Raw genomic sequence first — 18,391 nt, forward strand, 5'->3', positions numbered from 1 at the left:
GGGGCGTGGGGCGTGAGGCGTGAGGCGTGAGGCGGGAGGCGGGAGGCGTGAGGCGTGAGGCGGGGGCGTGAGGCGTGAGTTCCGTGCTCTAAGCCGAGGGTCTCTACACGCCCGCCAAGCGGGCGTGGCACGCAGGGTCATGCTTACCGCCTTTTCATCGGCGCTTGAGCGCTTCGTTTCCAACGACCGCGCCGGATGGGCCGAAGCGGCCTTCGCGCTCTCTTGCCCACCAACGGCGGCGGGTCGGTGGAAGTCTGGGGCTGCCTCACGAATGTGCGGCAGCCCCAAAGCTCGGTGGGAATCACCCTCGGACGAACACGTCCTGTTTGCCGTTCGTATCGCCCGAAACGAGGTTCGTGGCCGCCGAGACGAACATCACCGTCTGCCCGTCGTCGCTGATCGAGGGAACCGTGCTGGCCCCGTTCGACTGCGCGCCCGAGGCAGTCACCGACGCGCGCGCGGTTTTGTTGAGTTGGCGGTCCCGAACGAACACGTCCGAAACGCCGTTCGTGTCCTTGTTCTTGCCGATCAAGTTGTTGGCCTCGGACTGGAAGGCCACGAATCGGCCTTCCGCACTCATGCTCACGCCCCACCCTCCCGTGTTGCCCAGGCCGCTTGGGCCGGTGCCCTGCTTGCCCGTGGAGTCCACGGACACCCGCTCGGTTGTGTTGCTCTGACAGTCGCGCACGAACACGTCGAGCGTGCCGTTCGTGTCCTTGGACACGAGGTTCGTCGCGTACGAGGCGAACGCGATGTAGCGGCCATCCGCGCTCATGGCGTTGGAGAATCCGTCGCCATTCCCTTGCGCTCCGCTTTGACTCATGGACACTCGGATCGTGGTGTTGGTTTGGAGGTCGCGGCCGGAACACGTCGAACCGTCCGTTGGTGTCCCCAGCAAAGTGGACGCGCGCACGGTGCTCTGGGCGTGTGCGCCGACGACGAGGGTGAGCATCGCAGTTGCGATTGATGTTACGAGTGGAAATGTGACGGCGGTGTGACGGGTTTTGAACCGTCAGAGAGCGCCGCACCCAGGCTCGCTCCCGTGAACAACCCGTGACGGAGCCTGTCACACCCCAAGTCGCATCCTGTCGGACGTGGAACGACAAACCCCGTTCTTCCGTCCCGGCGGGACCCTCGATCCTCGGGCGGAGAGCTATCTCCGGCGATCGGCCGACGCGGTGCTGCTCCGAGCCCTCCTCGACCGCGAGTACGTCTACCTCCTGGACTCGCGTCAGAAGGGCAAGTCCTCCATGGTCGCGCGCGCGATCGTGGGCCTCCGCGAGCGGGGCGTCCGCACCGTCAAGCTCGACCTCCAGCGCGTCGGGGCCAATGTCTCGCCGGAGCAGTGGTACGCCGGCCTGCTCGCAGGCGTCGGCGACGAGTTGGGACTGAGCGCAGAGGTGTTCGGCCACTGGGCTCAAGCCAGACCCGTAGGGCCGATGGCGCGCTGGATCGGGACGCTGGGCGAGGTCGTGCTTCCCGCGTTCGCCGATCCGATCGTCGTGTTCGTCGACGAGGTCGACTTTGTGCGGGCCCTGCCCTTCTCCACCGACGAGTTCTTCGCAGGCATCCGCGACTGCTACAACCGGCGCGCCGAGTCGGAGGCCTTCGGACGGCTCACGTTCTGTCTCGTAGGCGTCGCGACCCCCTCCCAACTCATTCGCCATCCCAAGATCACGCCGTTCAACATCGGCCGACGGCTCGACCTCACCGATTTCACGCTCGAGGAGACCCGCCCCTTCGCCTACGCCCTCGACGCGCGGGGAGTGGACGGAGCCGCGCTCGTGGAGCGCATCCACTACTGGGCAAACGGCCATCCGTACCTCACCCAACTCCTGTGCAGCCTGGTCGCGGACGCGCCGGGGGCCGGGCCGGAAACCGTCGACCGAATCGTCCGCGAAACCCTGCTCAACGCGGAATCGCGCGCGCGCGAACCCAATCTCGCCGACGTCGAGAGACGTCTGCTCGAACCTGACCTCCCCGCCCCCGACAAAGAGGAGCAGCGCTGCCAGGTCCTCGACGCGTACGGTCAGGTCCTTCGCGGACGGACGGTCGAAGGGGGAGACGACGACCCCCTGGTCGCGACCTTGCGCTTGTCCGGCGTGTGCGTGGAGAGACACGGCCGCCTGACCTTGAGGAACCGCCTGTACTCGAAGGCCTTCGACGATGCCTGGCGCAAGGCCAACCTGCCCGAGGCCGAGTTGAGGCGGCAGCGGAGGGCCGCTTGGAAAGCGGCTCTGAGCACGGGCGCGGTGGCGCTGACGATCGTGGCGTCGATCGGGGCCCTTGCCATCCGGAACGCCCAACTCGCCGCCGATCGGGAGCGCCTGCTTCGACGCGCCGAGGCGCTAGGCAACGAAGCCGCGCGACAAGCCTACGTCACCCGGATGAACCTGATGGACATGCAAGGGTCCGACGGTCTCCGCCGGGCCGCTTTGCTCGATCTCACCGGTGCGTACCAACGCAAGGGCTGGGAGTGGCACCGTTGGAACCTGCTCCTCAACGGCCAGCTTTCGACCCTCCGCTTTCTTCCCACCGGCGGCTTGCTCGCGTTCGGCCCCCACGGGCAACTCGTTGCCGAAGTGACCGTCGACCCCTCCGCCGTCCGGGTCTGCTACTCGGATGGGACAACCTGGACCACTCCTCCCGCCGAGACCCGTTGGATCGTGCGCCTGGGCATGACCCCTCCCCATGCACGGGCGTACACCGCAAGAGTCGCTCCCCTCTTTCGCCGGCTCAAGGCCGGGAACACGATTGCGGTCGACGCCTCGCCCGACGGCTCCCAAATCGCCTACTACGACATCGAAGACCGAGCCTACCGGCTCGTCACGGCCGCAGGCATCACCAAGACCCTAATCTCCCCCACCGACCGACCGAACAACATCCTCGGTGTCTTTTCCTACGATGGATCGAAGTTCGCCATCCTGACGGCGGACGGGCGTCTCCGCTGCTACGATACGGAGACCGGACGGGCCCTCTGGGACAGTCCCTGCCGGGAACCGATCTATCTCTCTTTCTCACCTGATGGTTCGCTCGTGGCCGTCGCCCTCAACGAAGAGGCAATCCCCATCTTCGATGCCGCTGACGGGCGTCAGGTCGCTTTGCTTGAGGGACACACCGCGCCCGTACGCTCCGTGGAGTTCTCCAAGTCAGGAAAGTTGCTGCTCAGCGCCTCGCAGGACGGTACCGCCCGACTGTGGTCCGTGCCGCAACGCAAAACGCTTCAGACGTTCACCGGGCACCGCGATCTCCTGATGGGAGCGGCTCTGTCCCCGGACGGACGCCGGGTCGCCACCTGCGCAAACGACGGAGAGGTCCGCCTCTGGGACGTTCACCCGCCCCCCGCCACCGCGATCGTTGTCCGGGTTTCCGATGAGATGCACCGACTTGTCGAGAGCCCCCGAAACGAATTGTGGACGGCCGGCTCCAAGGGAGGCTTTGTGGCTTCCTTCGACCCGGACACCGCACAAATCGCCGCCACCTTGCCGCTCGGCACGATCGCCGACGATTCGGCCATCGCCGCCGATCCGGACGGTCGCAACATCGCCTGTTTCGGCCCAGACGGTACGGTACGGCTGCTGGATGTAAGAACGCTCCGGGAACGGCAGCGCTGGGACGTGGGTTCGATGCAGCCAGGCCCGCTTCAAATCTCCCAAACCGGCCTCATCGCCGCAGGATTCAAGGATGGAACGCTGTTGCTGCTCCAACCGGGATCGCCCGACGTCCGCCGTCTGGAAGGACACGCCGAACGGATTCGCTCGCTGGACTTCCAGCCCGGTGGGAAGTTGCTTGCCAGCGCTTCGATGGACCGCACCGTACGGATATGGGAGGTGGACACGGGCAAGCTCCTCAGGGAATGGGCGCCGGACAGCCCAGGCACCCCCGTTGGGGTCCAATTCTCGCACGACGGCAGGCTCCTCGCCTGCGCGAACTACGACAACACCGTGGCGGTTCTGAACATGCGGGGTGGCCCTGCGAAGGTCCTGCACGGACACTCCCACCGGGTCTTCGGAGCGCGGTTCTCACCCGACGACACGCGTATTCTCTCCTACGGGTACGACGGCACCGCGAGGCTGTGGGACACTCGCAAGGGCACCGAAATCGCCGTGCTGCGCCACGACAGTTGGGTGTCCTCGGCGCGCTTCTCTCCAGACGGCGAACGCATCGTCACGGCATCGGCGGACAAGACCATCCGCATATGGGACGGCCGCTTCGGCGACGAGTACATGGTGCTCCGCGACCATACCGAGGCCGTGTTCGACGCCGCCTTCACCGCCGATGGCAAATCCATCGTCTCGGCGGCCAACGACGGCACCGTGCGCGTGTGGAGGTCGAAGTGACCGGCATTTTCCGACGAATGCGGTCTAGTAACGACCCGATGGACTCCGTATGCTGTTAGGCATGGATCGTGAGTCGCCGTTCTTTCGTCCGGGCGGGACGATGGATCCCAGTGCGCAGAGCTACATCGAGCGCGCCGCGGACGCACGCCTGCTCGAGGCTCTGCTGGCCGGCGAGTACGTGTTCGTCCTCGACTCGCGCCAGAAGGGCAAGTCGTCGATGGTTGCCCGCACGATCGTCAAACTCAAAGAGCACGGCGTACGCACCGTCAAGCTCGACCTCCAACGCATCGGCGCGAACGTCACGCCCGAACAGTGGTACGCGGGGCTTCTGGCTGGCATCGGGCAAGAGCTGGATCTCACCAAAGAGCTGTTCGCGTACTGGGGCGAGCGACAGGCGGTGGGACCGCTCGCACGCTGGCTCGGAGCCCTGGAGTCCGTCGTGTTGCCCGCCTTGCAGCAACCCCTTGTCGTTTTCGTCGACGAAGTCGATTTCGTTCGCGCGCTTCCCTTTCCCACGGACGAGTTCTTCGGCGGCGTCCGCGACTGCTACAACCGGCGCACGAATGGTGCCGGTTTCGACAAGCTCGCGTTCTGCCTTGTCGGCGTGGCCACTCCTGCCCAACTCGTGCGAAACCCCGAGATCACGCCGTTCAACATTGGTCGTCGCCTCGAACTCTCCGACTTCACGCTCGATGAGACGCGGGGGTTCGCCCAAGTGTTGGATGCTCCCACCCGCAGCGGAGAGGCCCTGCTCGGCCGGGTCCACCATTGGGTCAACGGCCACCCTTACCTCACGCAGCTGCTTTGTAGCCACCTTGCTGCAGACCAAGCGCTCGCCAACCCGAAGGACGTGGACCGGCTCGTCCAGACGCTCTTCCTTTCTCCCGAAGCGCGCCAAAGCGAGCCGAACTTCACCGACGTCGAACGGCGGATGCTGGAGCCCGACATCCCCGGCATGACGCCCGAGGAGCGGAAGATCCAAGTGCTCGAGCTCTATGGCCGCATGCTCAGGGGCAAGCCGGTGGAGGGGCCTGAGGAGAATCCCGTCGTGGCCACTCTGCGACTCTCCGGCATCGGCCACGAGGAGGGTGGAACGCTCCGCGTGCGCAATCGCACCTACCAACGCGTCTTCGACGAGAACTGGCGTAAGCAACGCCTTCCCGACGCCGAACTGAGGCGCCAACAAGGTGCTGCTCGCGTCGCCGTCCTCCGCACCGCGGTCGTCGCGGCAGCCGTCGTGCTGGCGGTCTCGACCGCCGCGGTCGGCATGTGGCGGCTCTCCAACGATCGCCAGCGGTCGTTCACGGCGCTGCAGCAGCGCACGAACGAACTGAACAAGGTCTCGAATGACCGCCAGACCGCGCTCTCGGCTCTCGAAGAACGCACGAAGGAGCTCGACGCGTCGGCAGCAGCCCGCGAGCTGTCGCTCACGGCCCTCCAGAAGCAATCCCGCGAGTTGAAGGAGCTCGCCGAGCAGAAGAGCCGAGCCCTTGCAGACCTCCAGGCGCGCACCGACGAACTGATTGACCGCACCTACGACGCGCGCATCAACGTCATGCAGGGCGACCTTGCCGCAAACCGGTGGACACGGATGACGCGGCTGGTCGAAGCCACGGCCGACAATCCGAACCGCGGGTGGGAGTGGGGACACTACGCGCTTTCCATCGACTACGGAAGCCCGCGGGCCGCCTTCCGCAAATGGAGCCGGCTCGAGGAGCAGCCCGACGGCCGCATCCTCGTTTCCACGTTCGACGGGCTCTACGACTTCGACTCCATCCCCCCTAAGCGCGTCCAGAAGATCTCTTCGACCCCGGGCTTCACTCCCGGAATCCGTCGGGGCGCGTTTCGGGTCCAAATGATCGACTCGACCCGCGGAGACGCGATTCGCGATGCCGAGACCGGCAAGCTCCTGGTCAAGGCGCGCAACTACTCGATAATCTACGACGTGGATCCCAAGCGCCGTCGCTACCTCCTCTTCGTCGGGCAGGCCGACGACAAGTCGATCGAACTACGCCGAATCGACGACGACGCCCTTCTCGCCTCGTTCCAGGGCCCCGACCAGGCGAACGCCGGCCGGTTTCTGCCCGATGGCACGTTCCTGGGCATCTTCGCCACCCCGAAGGAGGGGGTGGCAGAAGTCTGGCACTGTGCGCCGGACGGCCGGGTCCTCACCAAAGCGCCGTCGGATCAGTGGTACGCGTCAGGCATCGCGACCGACGCCCAAGGCACGCTCTACGCCGCCTATGGGGACAACGCCAAACTCGAAATCCGGCGGGTGAAGGACCATCAGGTGATCGCGACGCTTCCGGACCACCCGAAGCCGCTCACCGACGTCGTGTTCTCGCGCGACGGCAAGCAGTTGCTGACGGGCTGCGAGGACGGCGTGGTCCGCCTCTTCGCCGCGGACTCCGGCGCGCAAATCCGAGTCCTTCCGGGGCTCACCTATGCGATCCGGACCGTCGTGTTTCTTCCTGACGGAAAGGGATGGTGCGCCATCGACCAGGAAGGCCACTTTCAGGTGTGGCGACGCTCGACCCCCCTCGCGCTCGAGGAGTTCCGCGACCAGGTGGGGAGAATTGGCGTCGCGTTTGTGACGCAGGACAACCGGCGGCTCGTTTCCACATCGTCCCACGGGGCGGTCATCAGCCGCGACCTCGTCACGGGAATGGTGGTGCAGAGGCAGTTGCTCGAGCGGGGAAAGACGCCCCACGTCGGCGGCATGCGCTCAAGACATCTCTACTGGATACGCCCCGACGGCGGGCTCGAGCGGTTGGCGACCGACACCCTGCAGACCCTGAGCGCGACCGAGGCCTTCCTGCCAAGACCCATCGTTTTCGTGTCGGTGATCGACAGGGGCCGCCACCTGTTCGTCTGCGGCGCCGACCGCATCTACGCTGTGCTCGACGCGCGCACCCTCAAGGTCATCCGTCGCTTTGAACCCAAGGCCACGCAATCGGGGTTGGACGCCCTGGGGGTTCGAATCCTCGACGCCTTCGCCATGAACCCCGACGCGCCCGTCTTCGCCATCTTCCAAGGCGACGTCGGCAAAATCATGGTCTTCTCCGCGAGCGACGGGCGGCTGGTCACCCAGTGGGCGCCCCAACAGAAGGTGCTGGCCATGGTGCTTGCGAAGAACGGCTCCGAACTCGTGGCCAGCGAAGGGGTCCTCTCCCAAGCCCACGATGGCCGCACCCTGATCTACGACGCCGCAACGGGCCGGCAAGTCGGCGAGCTCAGGCACCCGGGATTGGCGATGCTGTGGCCCCAGTACTCGGAGAAAACCGGCATCTTGGCCACCCTCGGAGGGGGCAACAGCAACATCGTGTTCCTGTGGGACGTCGCCGCAAGGAAGAAGATCGGGGAGTTCAGGCCCGATCCCCGCACGATGATGTTCTACTTCTCGCCGGACGGCAGACGCATCGTCACGAATTCGCCGGACGGAACCGTGGCGGTATGGAACAGCCGGACTGGAGAGCAGTACTTCCAAATGCCCTACCCCGGCAAGATCACCTACCAGCCCTACGGGCGGGGCGCCGGGGCGCAATTCTCGCCCGACGGCCGCCGCCTCGTGCTGTTGTCAGAGAACGGGTGGGTGCGACTCTGGAACAGCCTGGCATGGAATTGACGCGGGGCGGTTCACGCGCCGGCGCCGGCCCACGGCCAATGCCCCCAAGCCCAACACGACAATCGTCGCAGGCTCGGGAACCGGGTCGTAACGAAAGAACGCGTTGGTGTTGTTCTCGCGCCAGTAGCTGTAACGCGATCCGTCGTAGACCGCTCGGGCGTAGTGAAACACCGTTGGCGTATCGTCGACCCTTGTCCAACTGTTGGAAGCGATGGTGTACTCGTACAACCCGAGCGGGTCGGAAGAGTTCACACCGGTGTTGAGGAGGAGCTTCCCCCCGCCCACATCGAGCAGTTGGTGTTGGTAGGTGGTGACGGGGATGTCCGCGAGGCGCTGCCAACTGATCGTCGACGGATCGAACGCATAGAAGTGCGAGGATGGGCTCAACCCATCCTTCTTTCCCACGGTCAGATAGAACTTCCCGTCGGCGCGCGCCATCGAATTGTAAGCCATCGGCTCGGGGTTGTCGGCGATCGGCAAGAAGTCGGAGGCGCCCTGCCTTCGGAACATTCGCTGATCCCACATGCCCCCGGTGTAGTAGAAATCCACGCCGTCCGTCGAGCCGGCCCCGTACGGCGCGGGGCCCCAGGTCGGGCGCTGCCAGGCGTCCGCGGCGATTTCATACCGGTAGAACTCGTTTGCCCAGTTCCCGCGGTTCATGTAAATCCACCCGTCGTGGATCGTCACCGCGACGTTGTGTTCCATCGGCGCCAGCGCATCCGCCAACCTCGTCCAGGTGTCGCTTCCGATGTTGTACCGGTAGAACTCGGGAGAGACCCGAAAGCTTCCTCCCCCGAGTGAAACGTAACCCACCGTGGCATAGATGGAGTCGCCCCCCTCGTACACCATCGTGTTCGCCGAGCAGTTGCCTTCGGGAACAGGAATCGATGCCAACTGATGCCAGGTGCCGGCCAACGAACTTTCGGCCAGCACGGTCGCGGCAACCACGATCAAGAACCTCATATCAAGAACCTCTCCAATCAGCGAAGTCTGCAAAGGGCGTCCTGCGCGAAGCGCCTGAAACGCTCCATTGTGAGCGGGGAAAGTCAACAAAGCGCACGTCTCAGGTACGCCTCGTACGCCGGAACCCGGAACCCGGCCTCCTGCCCCGCGCTCGCCAACACCCCGGCGGCCCAAAGCCGCTGCCGTGTCGAGTTGTGCTCCAAAGGCTCCCTGGCCAACAAGCGCCGCACTTCCGCGGCGGTTTCGGGATCTCGCCGGATCGCCTCCCAGAGATGCCGAAGGTGCTCGCCAAACGGACCCTCGTCGTCCGCCACCTTGGCGGCCAACTCCTCCGTCGTTCCGCCACGGGCAAGGAAGGCGAAGGCGCGCTGCGAGAGGTAGGGATGTCCGCACGCAGCCTTCCACACCGCCGCCGAATGAAGCGGATCTCCAACCCCGTATCGCGCGCCCAACTCCGCCACCTCTGACTCCGTGAAGTCGCGGAGACTCACGCGCACGCCCACGTTGAATGGCGATTGGTTCAGATCGGCGATGAAGAGATGCGCCTCGGTCGCGTAGCTGATCAGGAGGCACAACCTCTTCCAAGGGCCGTCCGGGTCAAGAGCCCGGCGGTTGTGCCAACTCCTTACGAGGCCGAAGAAGTCGTCTGCATACTCCGTTCCGAAGACGCGGTCCACCTCGTCCATCGCCCAGCACACCGGCCCTTCCACCTGGCGCAGCAACGACTCCACCAGCGCGTCGAGATTGGAGTTGGGACCGATCCACTCGTTCCACGAGGGTTCGTAAGTTAGCCCGAGCTGAGTAGCGAGACTGTGGACCAGAGCCCGATACAGCGTCGCGGAACGCTCGATCTCGGAACGACTGAGAGCCTGGAAGTCCGTGACCGCCACCGCGTGACCCGCTCCGCGGGCCCGCCCCGCCGCGCGGGCGACAAGCGAGGTCTTGCCGGTTTGGCGCGGGCCGAACACCAGCACCACGGCCTCCTGCTCACCCATCGCCTCCTCGACGCGCCGGTCGGCGGCGCGCTCGATGTACAGCCGGGATCCCGCAGGAACGGCGCCGCCGGAAGCGGCTGCTTCCGGTTCAACACCCTCTTGGTTGGCCGGATGTCCTTCCCGCGCCGAAGCTTCCCAGTCGAGTGCGCCAGGGACGCGCCACTCCGGAGCGTCCAAGGCCGCTGCGGCGGCGGCGCCCGGCGTTTGGCCGTACTCGTCCGCCAGCATCGTCTCGAGCGCCTCGTACTGCTGGAGCGCCATCGTGTGATTCCCCATCGATGCGTAACCCAGGATCGACGCGACGTAGGGCTCTTCCCGCAGCGGCGCGAGCAAGGTCGCCGCATGGGCGAGCCGGACGGCCTCCCTTCCTTGTCCGCGGCCGACCAGCGTTCGGCACAACTCGTCCACCGCCCGGCAGTACATCTCCTCGTACTGCCTGCGGTAAGCGAACACCCAGTCGTCGTCCAGCGGGGCCAGCAACGGCCCGCCGTAGAGCACCAAGGCATCGGCCATCGCCCCGTCGTCGTCTCCCTGCGCAGCCGCGAGCAACGATTCGAACTCCTCCACGTCGGACTTCACGGCCTCGACCGCCAACATCGTCTTGCCGTGGTCGGTTCGCACCCACTTGCCACGCTCTCCCTCGTCCTCGAGAGCATCGCGCAGGTCGGCGATCGCACGCCGAAGGCTTTGGGCCTGACGGTCTCCGTCGGAGTCCGGCCACAAAAGGTCTTGCAGCGTGTGGTTCGCAATGGGTCTACCCTTGTTCAGGGCCAAGAACGCGAGCAGAGCCCCCACCCTTCTGGAACGGAAGCTCGCCGCCGTGCCCGACGACACGACCTCGAATCGTCCCAACATACGAATCTGCCACATGGTTCAAGGGGCCGTCGCAACCCAGTGGAATGAGATTCCACGAACCTTGCGCCGCATCCTGCATGCCGCAACCCTGCACGTTTCCCAGACATAAGGCCGGGTTTCGCCCCGGGGCGCCGATATCACTGGAGCCGCGAGAACCGCCGACTCTCTCCCCCTGCGGATCGTCGGGTTCAGTCCCTCGGGTGCTTCTCCATCACCTCGCGCTCGAGCGCCTCGACGCGCTGTTGCGCCTCGCGATCGCTGAGAACGCGCATGTACTGGACCGCTAGAACATTCACCCAGAAGATCCCATCGTGGTCGTGCACCCCGTCCTTCTTGCGGTACACGAGTTCCAGGCACAACATGTCGTTCTCGTGCCCGCGCACGAGGTAGACGCACTGGTCCGCACGGTGCTCGGCTAGGGGTCCCGGCGTCCAGCGCACTTCGACGAACTGTCCCACCAGCTCCATCCGGCTCCGATCGCGGTCGAGAACGTTGATGTCCATGGATTCAGCATAGTCGTGAACCGGTTTGCCGTGCATGTCCCCGAATCCGGCGACACCTTGCCGACCCGTAATTTTGCCGGGTTCTTAGGAATCTTCTTCCCTTCGTTCGACGAGACTAGTACAATGATCGTGTCTGGTTGTTTGTTGAAGGAGATGTGATGAATTTTCAACGCCCGCTCTTGATCGCCGCCCTCGCCTTGGGGACCACTTCGGCATTTGCCGCCCCGTACTCGTGGGTGAACTGGACGTCGTGGACGAACGGTGTCACTGCTTCTGGAACTATCAGCACCAGCAATGGCCTCGTCGGCGTGACGGTGACCGGCGGCTTCACCGACCTGCTCACGAACTACCCCGCATGGACGCCGACCACCAGTTGGGCCGACGGGTCCATCGTCGACAATGCTCCGGACAATACGTCCATTGTCAAACTCATCAGTCCGACCACCATCACGGTGACGTTTGATCGCGCTGTCTCGGACCTTGCGTTTGCCGTGTGGAGCGTCGGGCAGAATGGCAATGCCGTCACATACTCCTTCGACCACAACCTGTCGTTGGTGACCGGTGGCCCGAGCACCGAATACGGTGGCCAAACCATCACGACGACGGCAACGACGCTCACCGGCGAGGAAGGCAACGGGACCGTTCTCTTCGCCGGCCCGCTGACGTCGCTCACCTTCACCACCAACCCCGCCGAAAACTGGCACGGGTTCAACCTCGGCCTGAAGACCGCACAGCCCGTCCCCGAGCCCTTCACGATGGTGCTCGGCGCAGCCGCACTCGCGGTTGGTGCCAACCGACGGCGGGCCAAGAAAGCGTAACTCCTTTCCTTAACATCCAAACTTCGCCCCAGGTCCTCGACCTGGGGCGCTTTTCGTTTGCCCCTACGCCTTGAACGCGCCGCTCGTCACCCCTGCCATGAACGGCTTCGTGGCATAGAGGAAGAGCACCAGGAGCGGGATGCTCGCCAGCATGTACGCGGCGAACATCGTCGCGTAGTTCGCCGAGAGGTTGCTCTGCCCCATCAGGAACAAACCCGACGCCACCACGTGGTACTTCGCGTCCGAGTTCGTGATGAACGGCCAGAGGAAGTTGTTCCACGTGCCCAGGATGTTCACGATCGCCACCACCGCGATCACCGACTTCGACAAGGGCAGCACCAGCCTCCAGTACAAGGTGAAATGCCCCGCCCCGTCCATGCGCGCGGACTCGAACAGCTCGCCCGGCAACCCGTCGAAGAACCCCTTGAACAAGAAGATCGCGAAGATCTGGCCGCCCGCGATGTACGGCAGGATCAGCACCCAGTGCGAGTTCAACAACCCCAACTGCTTCACCCACATGAAGCTGGGAACGAGGGTCAGCACCCCCGGAATCATCATGAAACCCAACACCGCCAAAAACAGCGTCTCCCGCCCCCGGAACCGGCACCGCGAGAACACGTAACCCGATACCGTGCCCACGAGCACGACCCCGATCACCGTCACCAAACACACGAAGATCGTGTTGAGCGTGTAAGGACGCAACACCTCCCAAGCGTACGCGTAACCCTGCCCCAGTTGGCTCGCGACCACCCGCATCGCCTCCCAGTAACCGACACGGCGCACCGCAGCCCCCTTCTCCGTCGACGCGGCGACTTTGAACCCCTCGGTGCGCCCGGAAAGACGCTCGCGCGTATACTCCGCTCCCGCAACCGCGGCCTTGGGCCAGCCGAAGAACGAGTGGTTCATCTCCGAGTTCGTGCGCAACGAGTTGTTCAGCACGAACGCGAATGGCAGCAGGGTGAGCCCCAAGATCGCGAGCAGCGCCGCGTGAAGCCAGATCTGGCCGCCTCGACGCCTCATCCGGTCTCCCCCGCGAGCTCCTCCGAAGACCGGAAGTAGCGCATGTTCAGGATCGTCATCCCGAGGATCAGCAGAAACAGGATCACGCCGATCGCGCACGCGTAACCCATGCGCTGGAACGTGAACGCGTTCATGTACATCCAGAGACCCGGCACCATCGTCCGGAACCCGGGCCCGCCCCGAGTGAGGATGAACATCCCTTCGAACCCCTGCACGCTCCCGATCACCGTCAAGATCGTCAGCAGCTTGACCTGGCTCATCACCAGGGGGACGTCGACCTTCCAGAACTTGCGGATACCCCGGGCTCCATCAAGCTCAGCCGCCTCGTGGACGCTCTCCGAGATCCCCGCCAACCCCGCGTAGTAGATCAGGATGTTGATCCCGCCGGCGAACGGAAAGCCGATAAACAGGATCGCCCAAAGGGCCGTGCGCGGGTCGGTGAGCCAACCGCGCGTGAGGTCGTCGCGTCCCGCAAGGCGCAGCAGCTCGTTGAGGAAGCCCATGTCGTTGTAGACCATGCCCTGCCAGATCATCAGCCCCGCCACCCCGGGCACGACGATCGGGATCAGGAACATCACGCGGTAAAGGTAGCGCGCGCGCTCTGATTGGAGCGAGAAGATCAGGCGGGCGACGATCAGCGGCGCCGTCACGACCACCGCCAGCCCGAAGAGCGTGAGAATCCCCAGATTCAGGAAGCTGATCGCGAGGGTGGGGTCGTGGAGATACTCCACGTAGTTGGCAAACCCAACGTACCGCGACGCGCCCCCCACCTCGTACTCGTAGAACGAGGTCGCGAACGCCCAGACGAACGGCACCAGGCTGAACACGGCCAGCAGCAAGAAGGTCGGCGCCAACATGGCGTAGGGCGTGAGCGAGGGACGGGGCTTCAACGGGGCAACTCCCTCATGCCGGCTCGAATCGGCGCGAGTTCGCGCCACTTCGGTTCGAACTTCGAAAGGTCGATCCCCTTCCGCCGCACCACGGTTTCAGACGCGGTGCGCACGTTCGACTCCATCCACTTCATGAACTCGTCTTCGCCGATCCCGTCGTCCAGGTACAGATCCAGCATCCTGCGGAAGATCTCGTTGAAGCGCAGGTCGAACGCGTACAGCCATTTGGTGGTGGTGTAGTTGCGCTGCAGAATCTCGTGGAAAGGCATCAGCTCGGGGCGGGGCTCGACCCCCACGATGTTCGGCAACAGCGCAAGAACTTCGTTCACCACGAGGTCCGTGTTCTTCGGCACGGTCAGGAACTGGAGAAACGCGATGGCCCGCTGGAGCTTCACCGAGGTGGCGGCGTCGCCCGTATCGTTGATCGCGCTGTTGGTGATTTCAAACTGCGTCCCCGCCCCACCGACCACCACCATCGGGTGTCCGTCCGCGAAGCGGCTCGTGGAGCGTGGGATGGGCGGCAAGTAGAACACCCCCCACTCGAACGCCATGTCCGGGTCTCCGTTCAGCCGGTACACCATCGGGCTCGCGTCCCAAAGCATCGCGCCCTGCTGCGTCACGAACAGCCGGAAGATCTCCGACGCCATGTTTTTCTGGAAGTACTTGCGCCAGTTCTTGAGGAAGCGGAAGATCTCGACGTACCGGGGATCCCTTCGGGTGAAGAACCCCTTGCTGTTGAGGAACGCCAGTTCGTCCCAATCGAGGTAGCCCTTCATGTACTCCTCGCGCACGGGGTCCTTGGCGAGGTCGATGCCCGGCAGGATCTCCCCGTAGAACTGGTCGAACACGAGGTCCATCCCCCAGTCGGCCACCGAGGTCGATCCCACGAGGAACGGGATGAGCCCCGCGGCCTTGATCTTCTCCTCCGCTCGCACGAACTCGGGCCAGGTCGTGGGCACGCTCAGGCCCAGGCGCCGGAAGATGTTCTTGTTGTAGAACACGCCGGTTTCGATCATGTCGTAGGTGAGGCAGTACATCTTCCCATCGGGCGCTGCCTTGCCCCGGCTGATCGCTTGGTACTTGAACTGGTCCCACCACTGTACGCTGCCCGGCTCGCCCTTCGGAATGAACGGGTTGGGTCGCTCGAGGTAGCGGTCGAGCGGGATGTACCACCCCTTCTGCACGTCCTGCCACACGTCCTCGACGTTGACGTTGAGGATCTCCGGGGCCTGCTCGGCGGCGAGTTGCGTGACCAGGTACTCGCGCTGCCCCACGGGCGCCTCGGTGAACTCGATGCGCGTGTCGGGATAGAGCCGCTCGAACTCCTCGGCGACGTGCTTGAGCCCCTCGATCGGCTTCCCGACGTCCATCGGACGCCGATCCGGCATGTAGATGCCCGGCGCGAATCGCAGCGTGTACGGGCGCGACGCCGAGGATTGCTGCGAAGCGCCCTCCACACCGTCGGAGGCTTCCCCGCGCGGCCAGAGGGCCCACGTGGCGAATCCCAGGATCAGCACGAGAGAGAGATTGCGCAGCAAGCTGATCTCAGTCTACAACTCGCGCAAAAAGAGAACTTGCGGACAACTCCTAGAAAACCGGCCTCCCACTGACTAGAATGGGCAAGGGTTCGACGCAATCGCCATGGTGACACAAGCACAGATCGACGCGTTCCACAAGGACGGCTTCCTCAATTACGGGGCGCTGCTCACGCCGGAGGAGACTCGGGAGTTGCGCGAAGCCCTCCAGCGCGTGCTCGATGGGAGCAGCGAGGCGAAACCCGAATCCACCACCAATCTCTCGGGCGGCAGCGAAGAGGTGGTCGTCCAAGTCGTCAACGTCTGGGAAGCCGAGCCCGCGTTCCGACGCCACCTTTTCCACCCGAAGCTCGTTGCGATCGTCGCCGCGCTCATGGGAACCGACACCGTGCGCGTGTGGCACGACCAGGCGCAGATCAAACCGCCCCGCATCGGCGGCCCGACCGTGTGGCACCAAGACTATCCCTATTGGCCCGTGATCGCTCCCGCAGACCTGGTGAGCGCATGGGTCGCCCTCGAGGATGCCGACCCCGACAACGGGTGCATGAGCATGGTCCCGCGCAGCCACAGGTGGGGGATCTACGGAAGGGGCACGGTCGGAAACACGGAGGAGCACGCGCCCGCGTACGACCCCGAGTTCCCACCCGAAGGCGAGGAGGTGGAGGTCGTTCCCTGCCCCGTTCGAGCCGGCAGCGTGATGTTCCACCACTGTCTCACCTGGCATGGGGCGCCCCCCAACCGCTCCGACCGCAACCGGCCCGCGATCGCGGTGCACTACATGCCCGGCCATACCCGCTACGAGCCGAGCGGAGAGCACCTGATCGGGCACCACATCGAAGTGGCGCCCGGCGAGATCCTGAAGGGCAGGGCGTTCCCGACGGTGATGGAAGGCGAAACGGTTCTGGAGGGATGATGGGAGTGCGCCGATTCAGAGACTGTCGCAAACCGCAGTGAAGGGCTCCGGGTGCCACGCCCGCTGGACGGGCGTGAGTACAAGGTTGTAGCTGAAAGCCCCCGCACGCCCGCCAAGCGGGCGTGGCACCCAGGGTTTTGCAACAGTCTCTTCATCGGCGCTTTCGTTCTTCCGCGAATTCATTCGCGGGATCCCGGTCCAAGCCCTTGCCCCAGACTCGGCCTGAGGCGCAGAATGGACGCAAGGTCATTCCATGCAAACCACCGAACCCTTCAAGTACCTCCAGAAGACATACCGCCCCGACGAGGTGGAAGCCATGGCGGAAGCGATCCACGAGGACGGATTCGCCCTGATTCCCGGCGTGCTGGACGCCGGGTTGGTCGAAGCCGCGCGCGCGAAGATCGACGCCCTCGAACCGTTCGGCTTCGACAGCCAGGGAGTGAACGACCATTACAAGTGCGTATTCAACCGCGACCCCTTCTGGCTCCAATTCCTGGACCAACCAGGGGTGATCGACCTTGCCGAGGCCACGATGGGCTCCGAGTGCCACATCATCGGTGAGACGGCGTGGCGAAGCCATCCCGGCCACAACGGATGGTCGCCGCACACCGACCGCGTGTTCTTCGAACTGCCCGAAGAGGTGGCCCCTCACGTCAAGCTGCCGGTGTATCTGTGCACGGCGCACTTCTACCTCAGCGACATTCCCGAGGAGCTATGCCCGACCTACGTGATTCCAGGCAGCCACAAGTCGGGCCGATCGCTCGATTGGGGCAAGAACCCCGAACCCAAGTGGGAGGGGCGAGGGTTGGAGCCCGTGCTGTGCAAGGCGGGCGACGTGCTGTTCTTCCGCAGCGAAATCTGGCACACCGGGAGCCTCAACCGGTCCGAACAGACGCGCTACCTCCTTCAGGTGCACTACTCGCACCGTTTTATCGCCCAGCAGTTTTCGCCCTACCTGGAGTGGCGGTTCAACCCCGAGGTGCTGGCGGCGGCCAACCCGAGGCAACTCCGCCTCCTGGGCAACCACCGGCAAGGGGCGTATGACTAGAGGCCTTCTCGACCTCTCCGATCGGCACATCCTCGTCGTCGGGGGCAGCCGAGGGATCGGTGCGGCCGCCGCGCGCATGGCCGCCCGCGCCGGGGCGGCGGTCTCGCTGACCTACCGTGCGGACGGGAGCGCAGCCGATGCGTTGGTCGCGGAAATCGTTGGCCATGGGGGCCGTGCGGCGGCGTTTCAAGCCGAAGTGGCCGAGGAGGGGCCGATCGACGCCGCGGTGGACGATGCCGTACGCACGCTCGGGCCCTTGCGGGGCGTCGTCGTCTCCGCCGGCATCTTCGAGGGAAGCTACCTGGAGGACATGACTCCCGAGTTCTGGGACCGGACGATGGCCGTCAACGTCCGAGGGACGTTTCTGGCCGTCCGGGCGGCAGCCCGCGCCATGCGTGCGGCGGCCGAGGGCGGCAGCATCGTGATCATCACATCCACGGCGGGGCAGCGGGGTTCGGCCGAGTACTCGGCCTATGCGACGTCGAAGGGAGCGCAACTCCTGTTCATGCGCTCCATGGCGAAAGAGCTCGCCCCCGATGGAATCCGAGTCAACTGCGTGGCGCCCGCGTGGACCGAGACCGACCTGGCGGCCCCAAGCCTCGACGCGCTTGGACGCGAGGAGGTCGCCGCGGGCTTTCCTTTGGGGAGGATCGGGCTTCCAGAGGACGTGGCGGGCGCGACGACCTTTCTGCTTTCCGATCTGGCCGGGTTCATCACCGGCAGCACGATCACCGTCGATGGCGGGATGGATATGCGCGGCTGAGCAAACTGATCGCAAACGGGGGGGGGGCTCAGCACGCCCGTCGAGCGGGCGTGGCACCATGGGGCACCATGGAGCACCATGGGGCTCGCCCCGGCTACAAAAGAAGAGGAGGGTGCATGGCAC

13 protein-coding genes are annotated in these 18,391 nt (G+C 64.9%); 6 read left to right on the forward strand and 7 right to left on the reverse strand.

The window, feature by feature from the left end:
• Positions 1-301 precede the first annotated feature (301 nt).
• A complete protein-coding gene (locus tag M9921_09585) occupies positions 302-952 on the reverse strand; it encodes a hypothetical protein (protein ID MCO5297095.1) in 651 nt (216 codons plus the stop codon).
• 142 nt (positions 953-1,094) lie between these two features.
• Here M9921_09585 and M9921_09590 point away from each other — a divergent pair, with 142 nt between their 5' ends.
• Positions 1,095-4,340: an AAA-like domain-containing protein gene (locus tag M9921_09590; GenBank protein MCO5297096.1), complete on the forward strand. Its 3,246-nt coding sequence runs from the start codon at positions 1,095-1,097 to the stop codon at positions 4,338-4,340.
• Positions 4,341-4,401: 61 nt separating this feature from the next.
• Positions 4,402-7,965 carry an AAA-like domain-containing protein gene (locus M9921_09595; GenBank protein MCO5297097.1) on the forward strand — a complete coding sequence of 1,188 codons (3,564 nt, stop codon included), beginning with the start codon at positions 4,402-4,404 and terminating at the stop codon, positions 7,963-7,965.
• Here M9921_09595 and M9921_09600 read toward each other — a convergent pair.
• The 3 genes from M9921_09600 to M9921_09610 all read right to left on the reverse strand — a co-directional run bounded on the left by M9921_09600 (position 7,918) and on the right by M9921_09610 (position 11,281).
• Entirely contained in the window at positions 7,918-8,928 is a 1,011-nt protein-coding gene (locus tag M9921_09600; GenBank protein ID MCO5297098.1) for a PEP-CTERM sorting domain-containing protein, read from the reverse strand. The genes M9921_09595 and M9921_09600 overlap by 48 nt on opposite strands.
• A gap of 83 nt (positions 8,929-9,011) precedes the next feature.
• Positions 9,012-10,793, reverse strand: coding sequence for an AAA-like domain-containing protein (locus tag M9921_09605; GenBank protein MCO5297099.1), 1,782 nt, complete (start codon positions 10,791-10,793; stop codon positions 9,012-9,014).
• Positions 10,794-10,966: 173 nt separating this feature from the next.
• Positions 10,967-11,281, reverse strand: a complete 315-nt coding sequence (locus M9921_09610) for a hypothetical protein (protein MCO5297100.1) — start codon at positions 11,279-11,281, stop codon at positions 10,967-10,969.
• 137 nt (positions 11,282-11,418) lie between these two features.
• On the opposite strand from M9921_09610, the gene M9921_09615 reads away from it, so the two are divergent.
• Positions 11,419-12,099: a hypothetical protein gene (locus M9921_09615; protein MCO5297101.1), complete on the forward strand. Its 681-nt coding sequence runs from the start codon at positions 11,419-11,421 to the stop codon at positions 12,097-12,099.
• 63 nt (positions 12,100-12,162) lie between these two features.
• Here the strand turns inward: M9921_09615 and M9921_09620 are convergent, their stop codons facing one another.
• From M9921_09620 to M9921_09630, 3 genes are read right to left on the reverse strand one after another with little or no spacing between them, the layout of a single operon-like run.
• Positions 12,163-13,119 (reverse strand): carbohydrate ABC transporter permease, encoded by a 957-nt coding sequence (locus M9921_09620; protein MCO5297102.1) that lies wholly within the window; start codon positions 13,117-13,119, stop codon positions 12,163-12,165.
• On the reverse strand, positions 13,116-14,009 hold the full coding sequence (locus tag M9921_09625) for a sugar ABC transporter permease (protein ID MCO5297103.1): 894 nt from the start codon (positions 14,007-14,009) through the stop codon (positions 13,116-13,118). Before M9921_09625 ends, M9921_09620 begins: the two co-directional genes overlap by 4 nt.
• The gene (locus M9921_09630; protein ID MCO5297104.1) at positions 14,006-15,547 is read right to left on the reverse strand and encodes an extracellular solute-binding protein; all 1,542 of its coding nucleotides are present in this window, start codon (positions 15,545-15,547) and stop codon (positions 14,006-14,008) included. The genes M9921_09625 and M9921_09630 overlap by 4 nt, the downstream gene beginning before the upstream one ends.
• A gap of 103 nt (positions 15,548-15,650) precedes the next feature.
• Between M9921_09630 and M9921_09635 the strand changes: the two genes are divergently transcribed.
• The 3 genes from M9921_09635 (at position 15,651) to M9921_09645 (ending at position 18,268) form a co-directional block, all read left to right on the forward strand.
• Positions 15,651-16,457: a phytanoyl-CoA dioxygenase family protein gene (locus M9921_09635; protein ID MCO5297105.1), complete on the forward strand. Its 807-nt coding sequence runs from the start codon at positions 15,651-15,653 to the stop codon at positions 16,455-16,457.
• Positions 16,458-16,710: 253 nt separating this feature from the next.
• Positions 16,711-17,505, forward strand: a complete 795-nt coding sequence (locus M9921_09640) for a phytanoyl-CoA dioxygenase family protein (GenBank protein MCO5297106.1) — start codon at positions 16,711-16,713, stop codon at positions 17,503-17,505.
• Complete coding sequence (locus M9921_09645; protein MCO5297107.1) at positions 17,498-18,268, forward strand: SDR family oxidoreductase; 771 nt, start codon at positions 17,498-17,500, stop codon at positions 18,266-18,268. The genes M9921_09640 and M9921_09645 overlap by 8 nt, the downstream gene beginning before the upstream one ends.
• Positions 18,269-18,391: the final 123 nt, after the last annotated feature.

It is taken from the genome of Fimbriimonadaceae bacterium (genome assembly GCA_023957775.1).
Lineage (GTDB): Bacteria > Armatimonadota > Fimbriimonadia > Fimbriimonadales > Fimbriimonadaceae > JAMLGR01.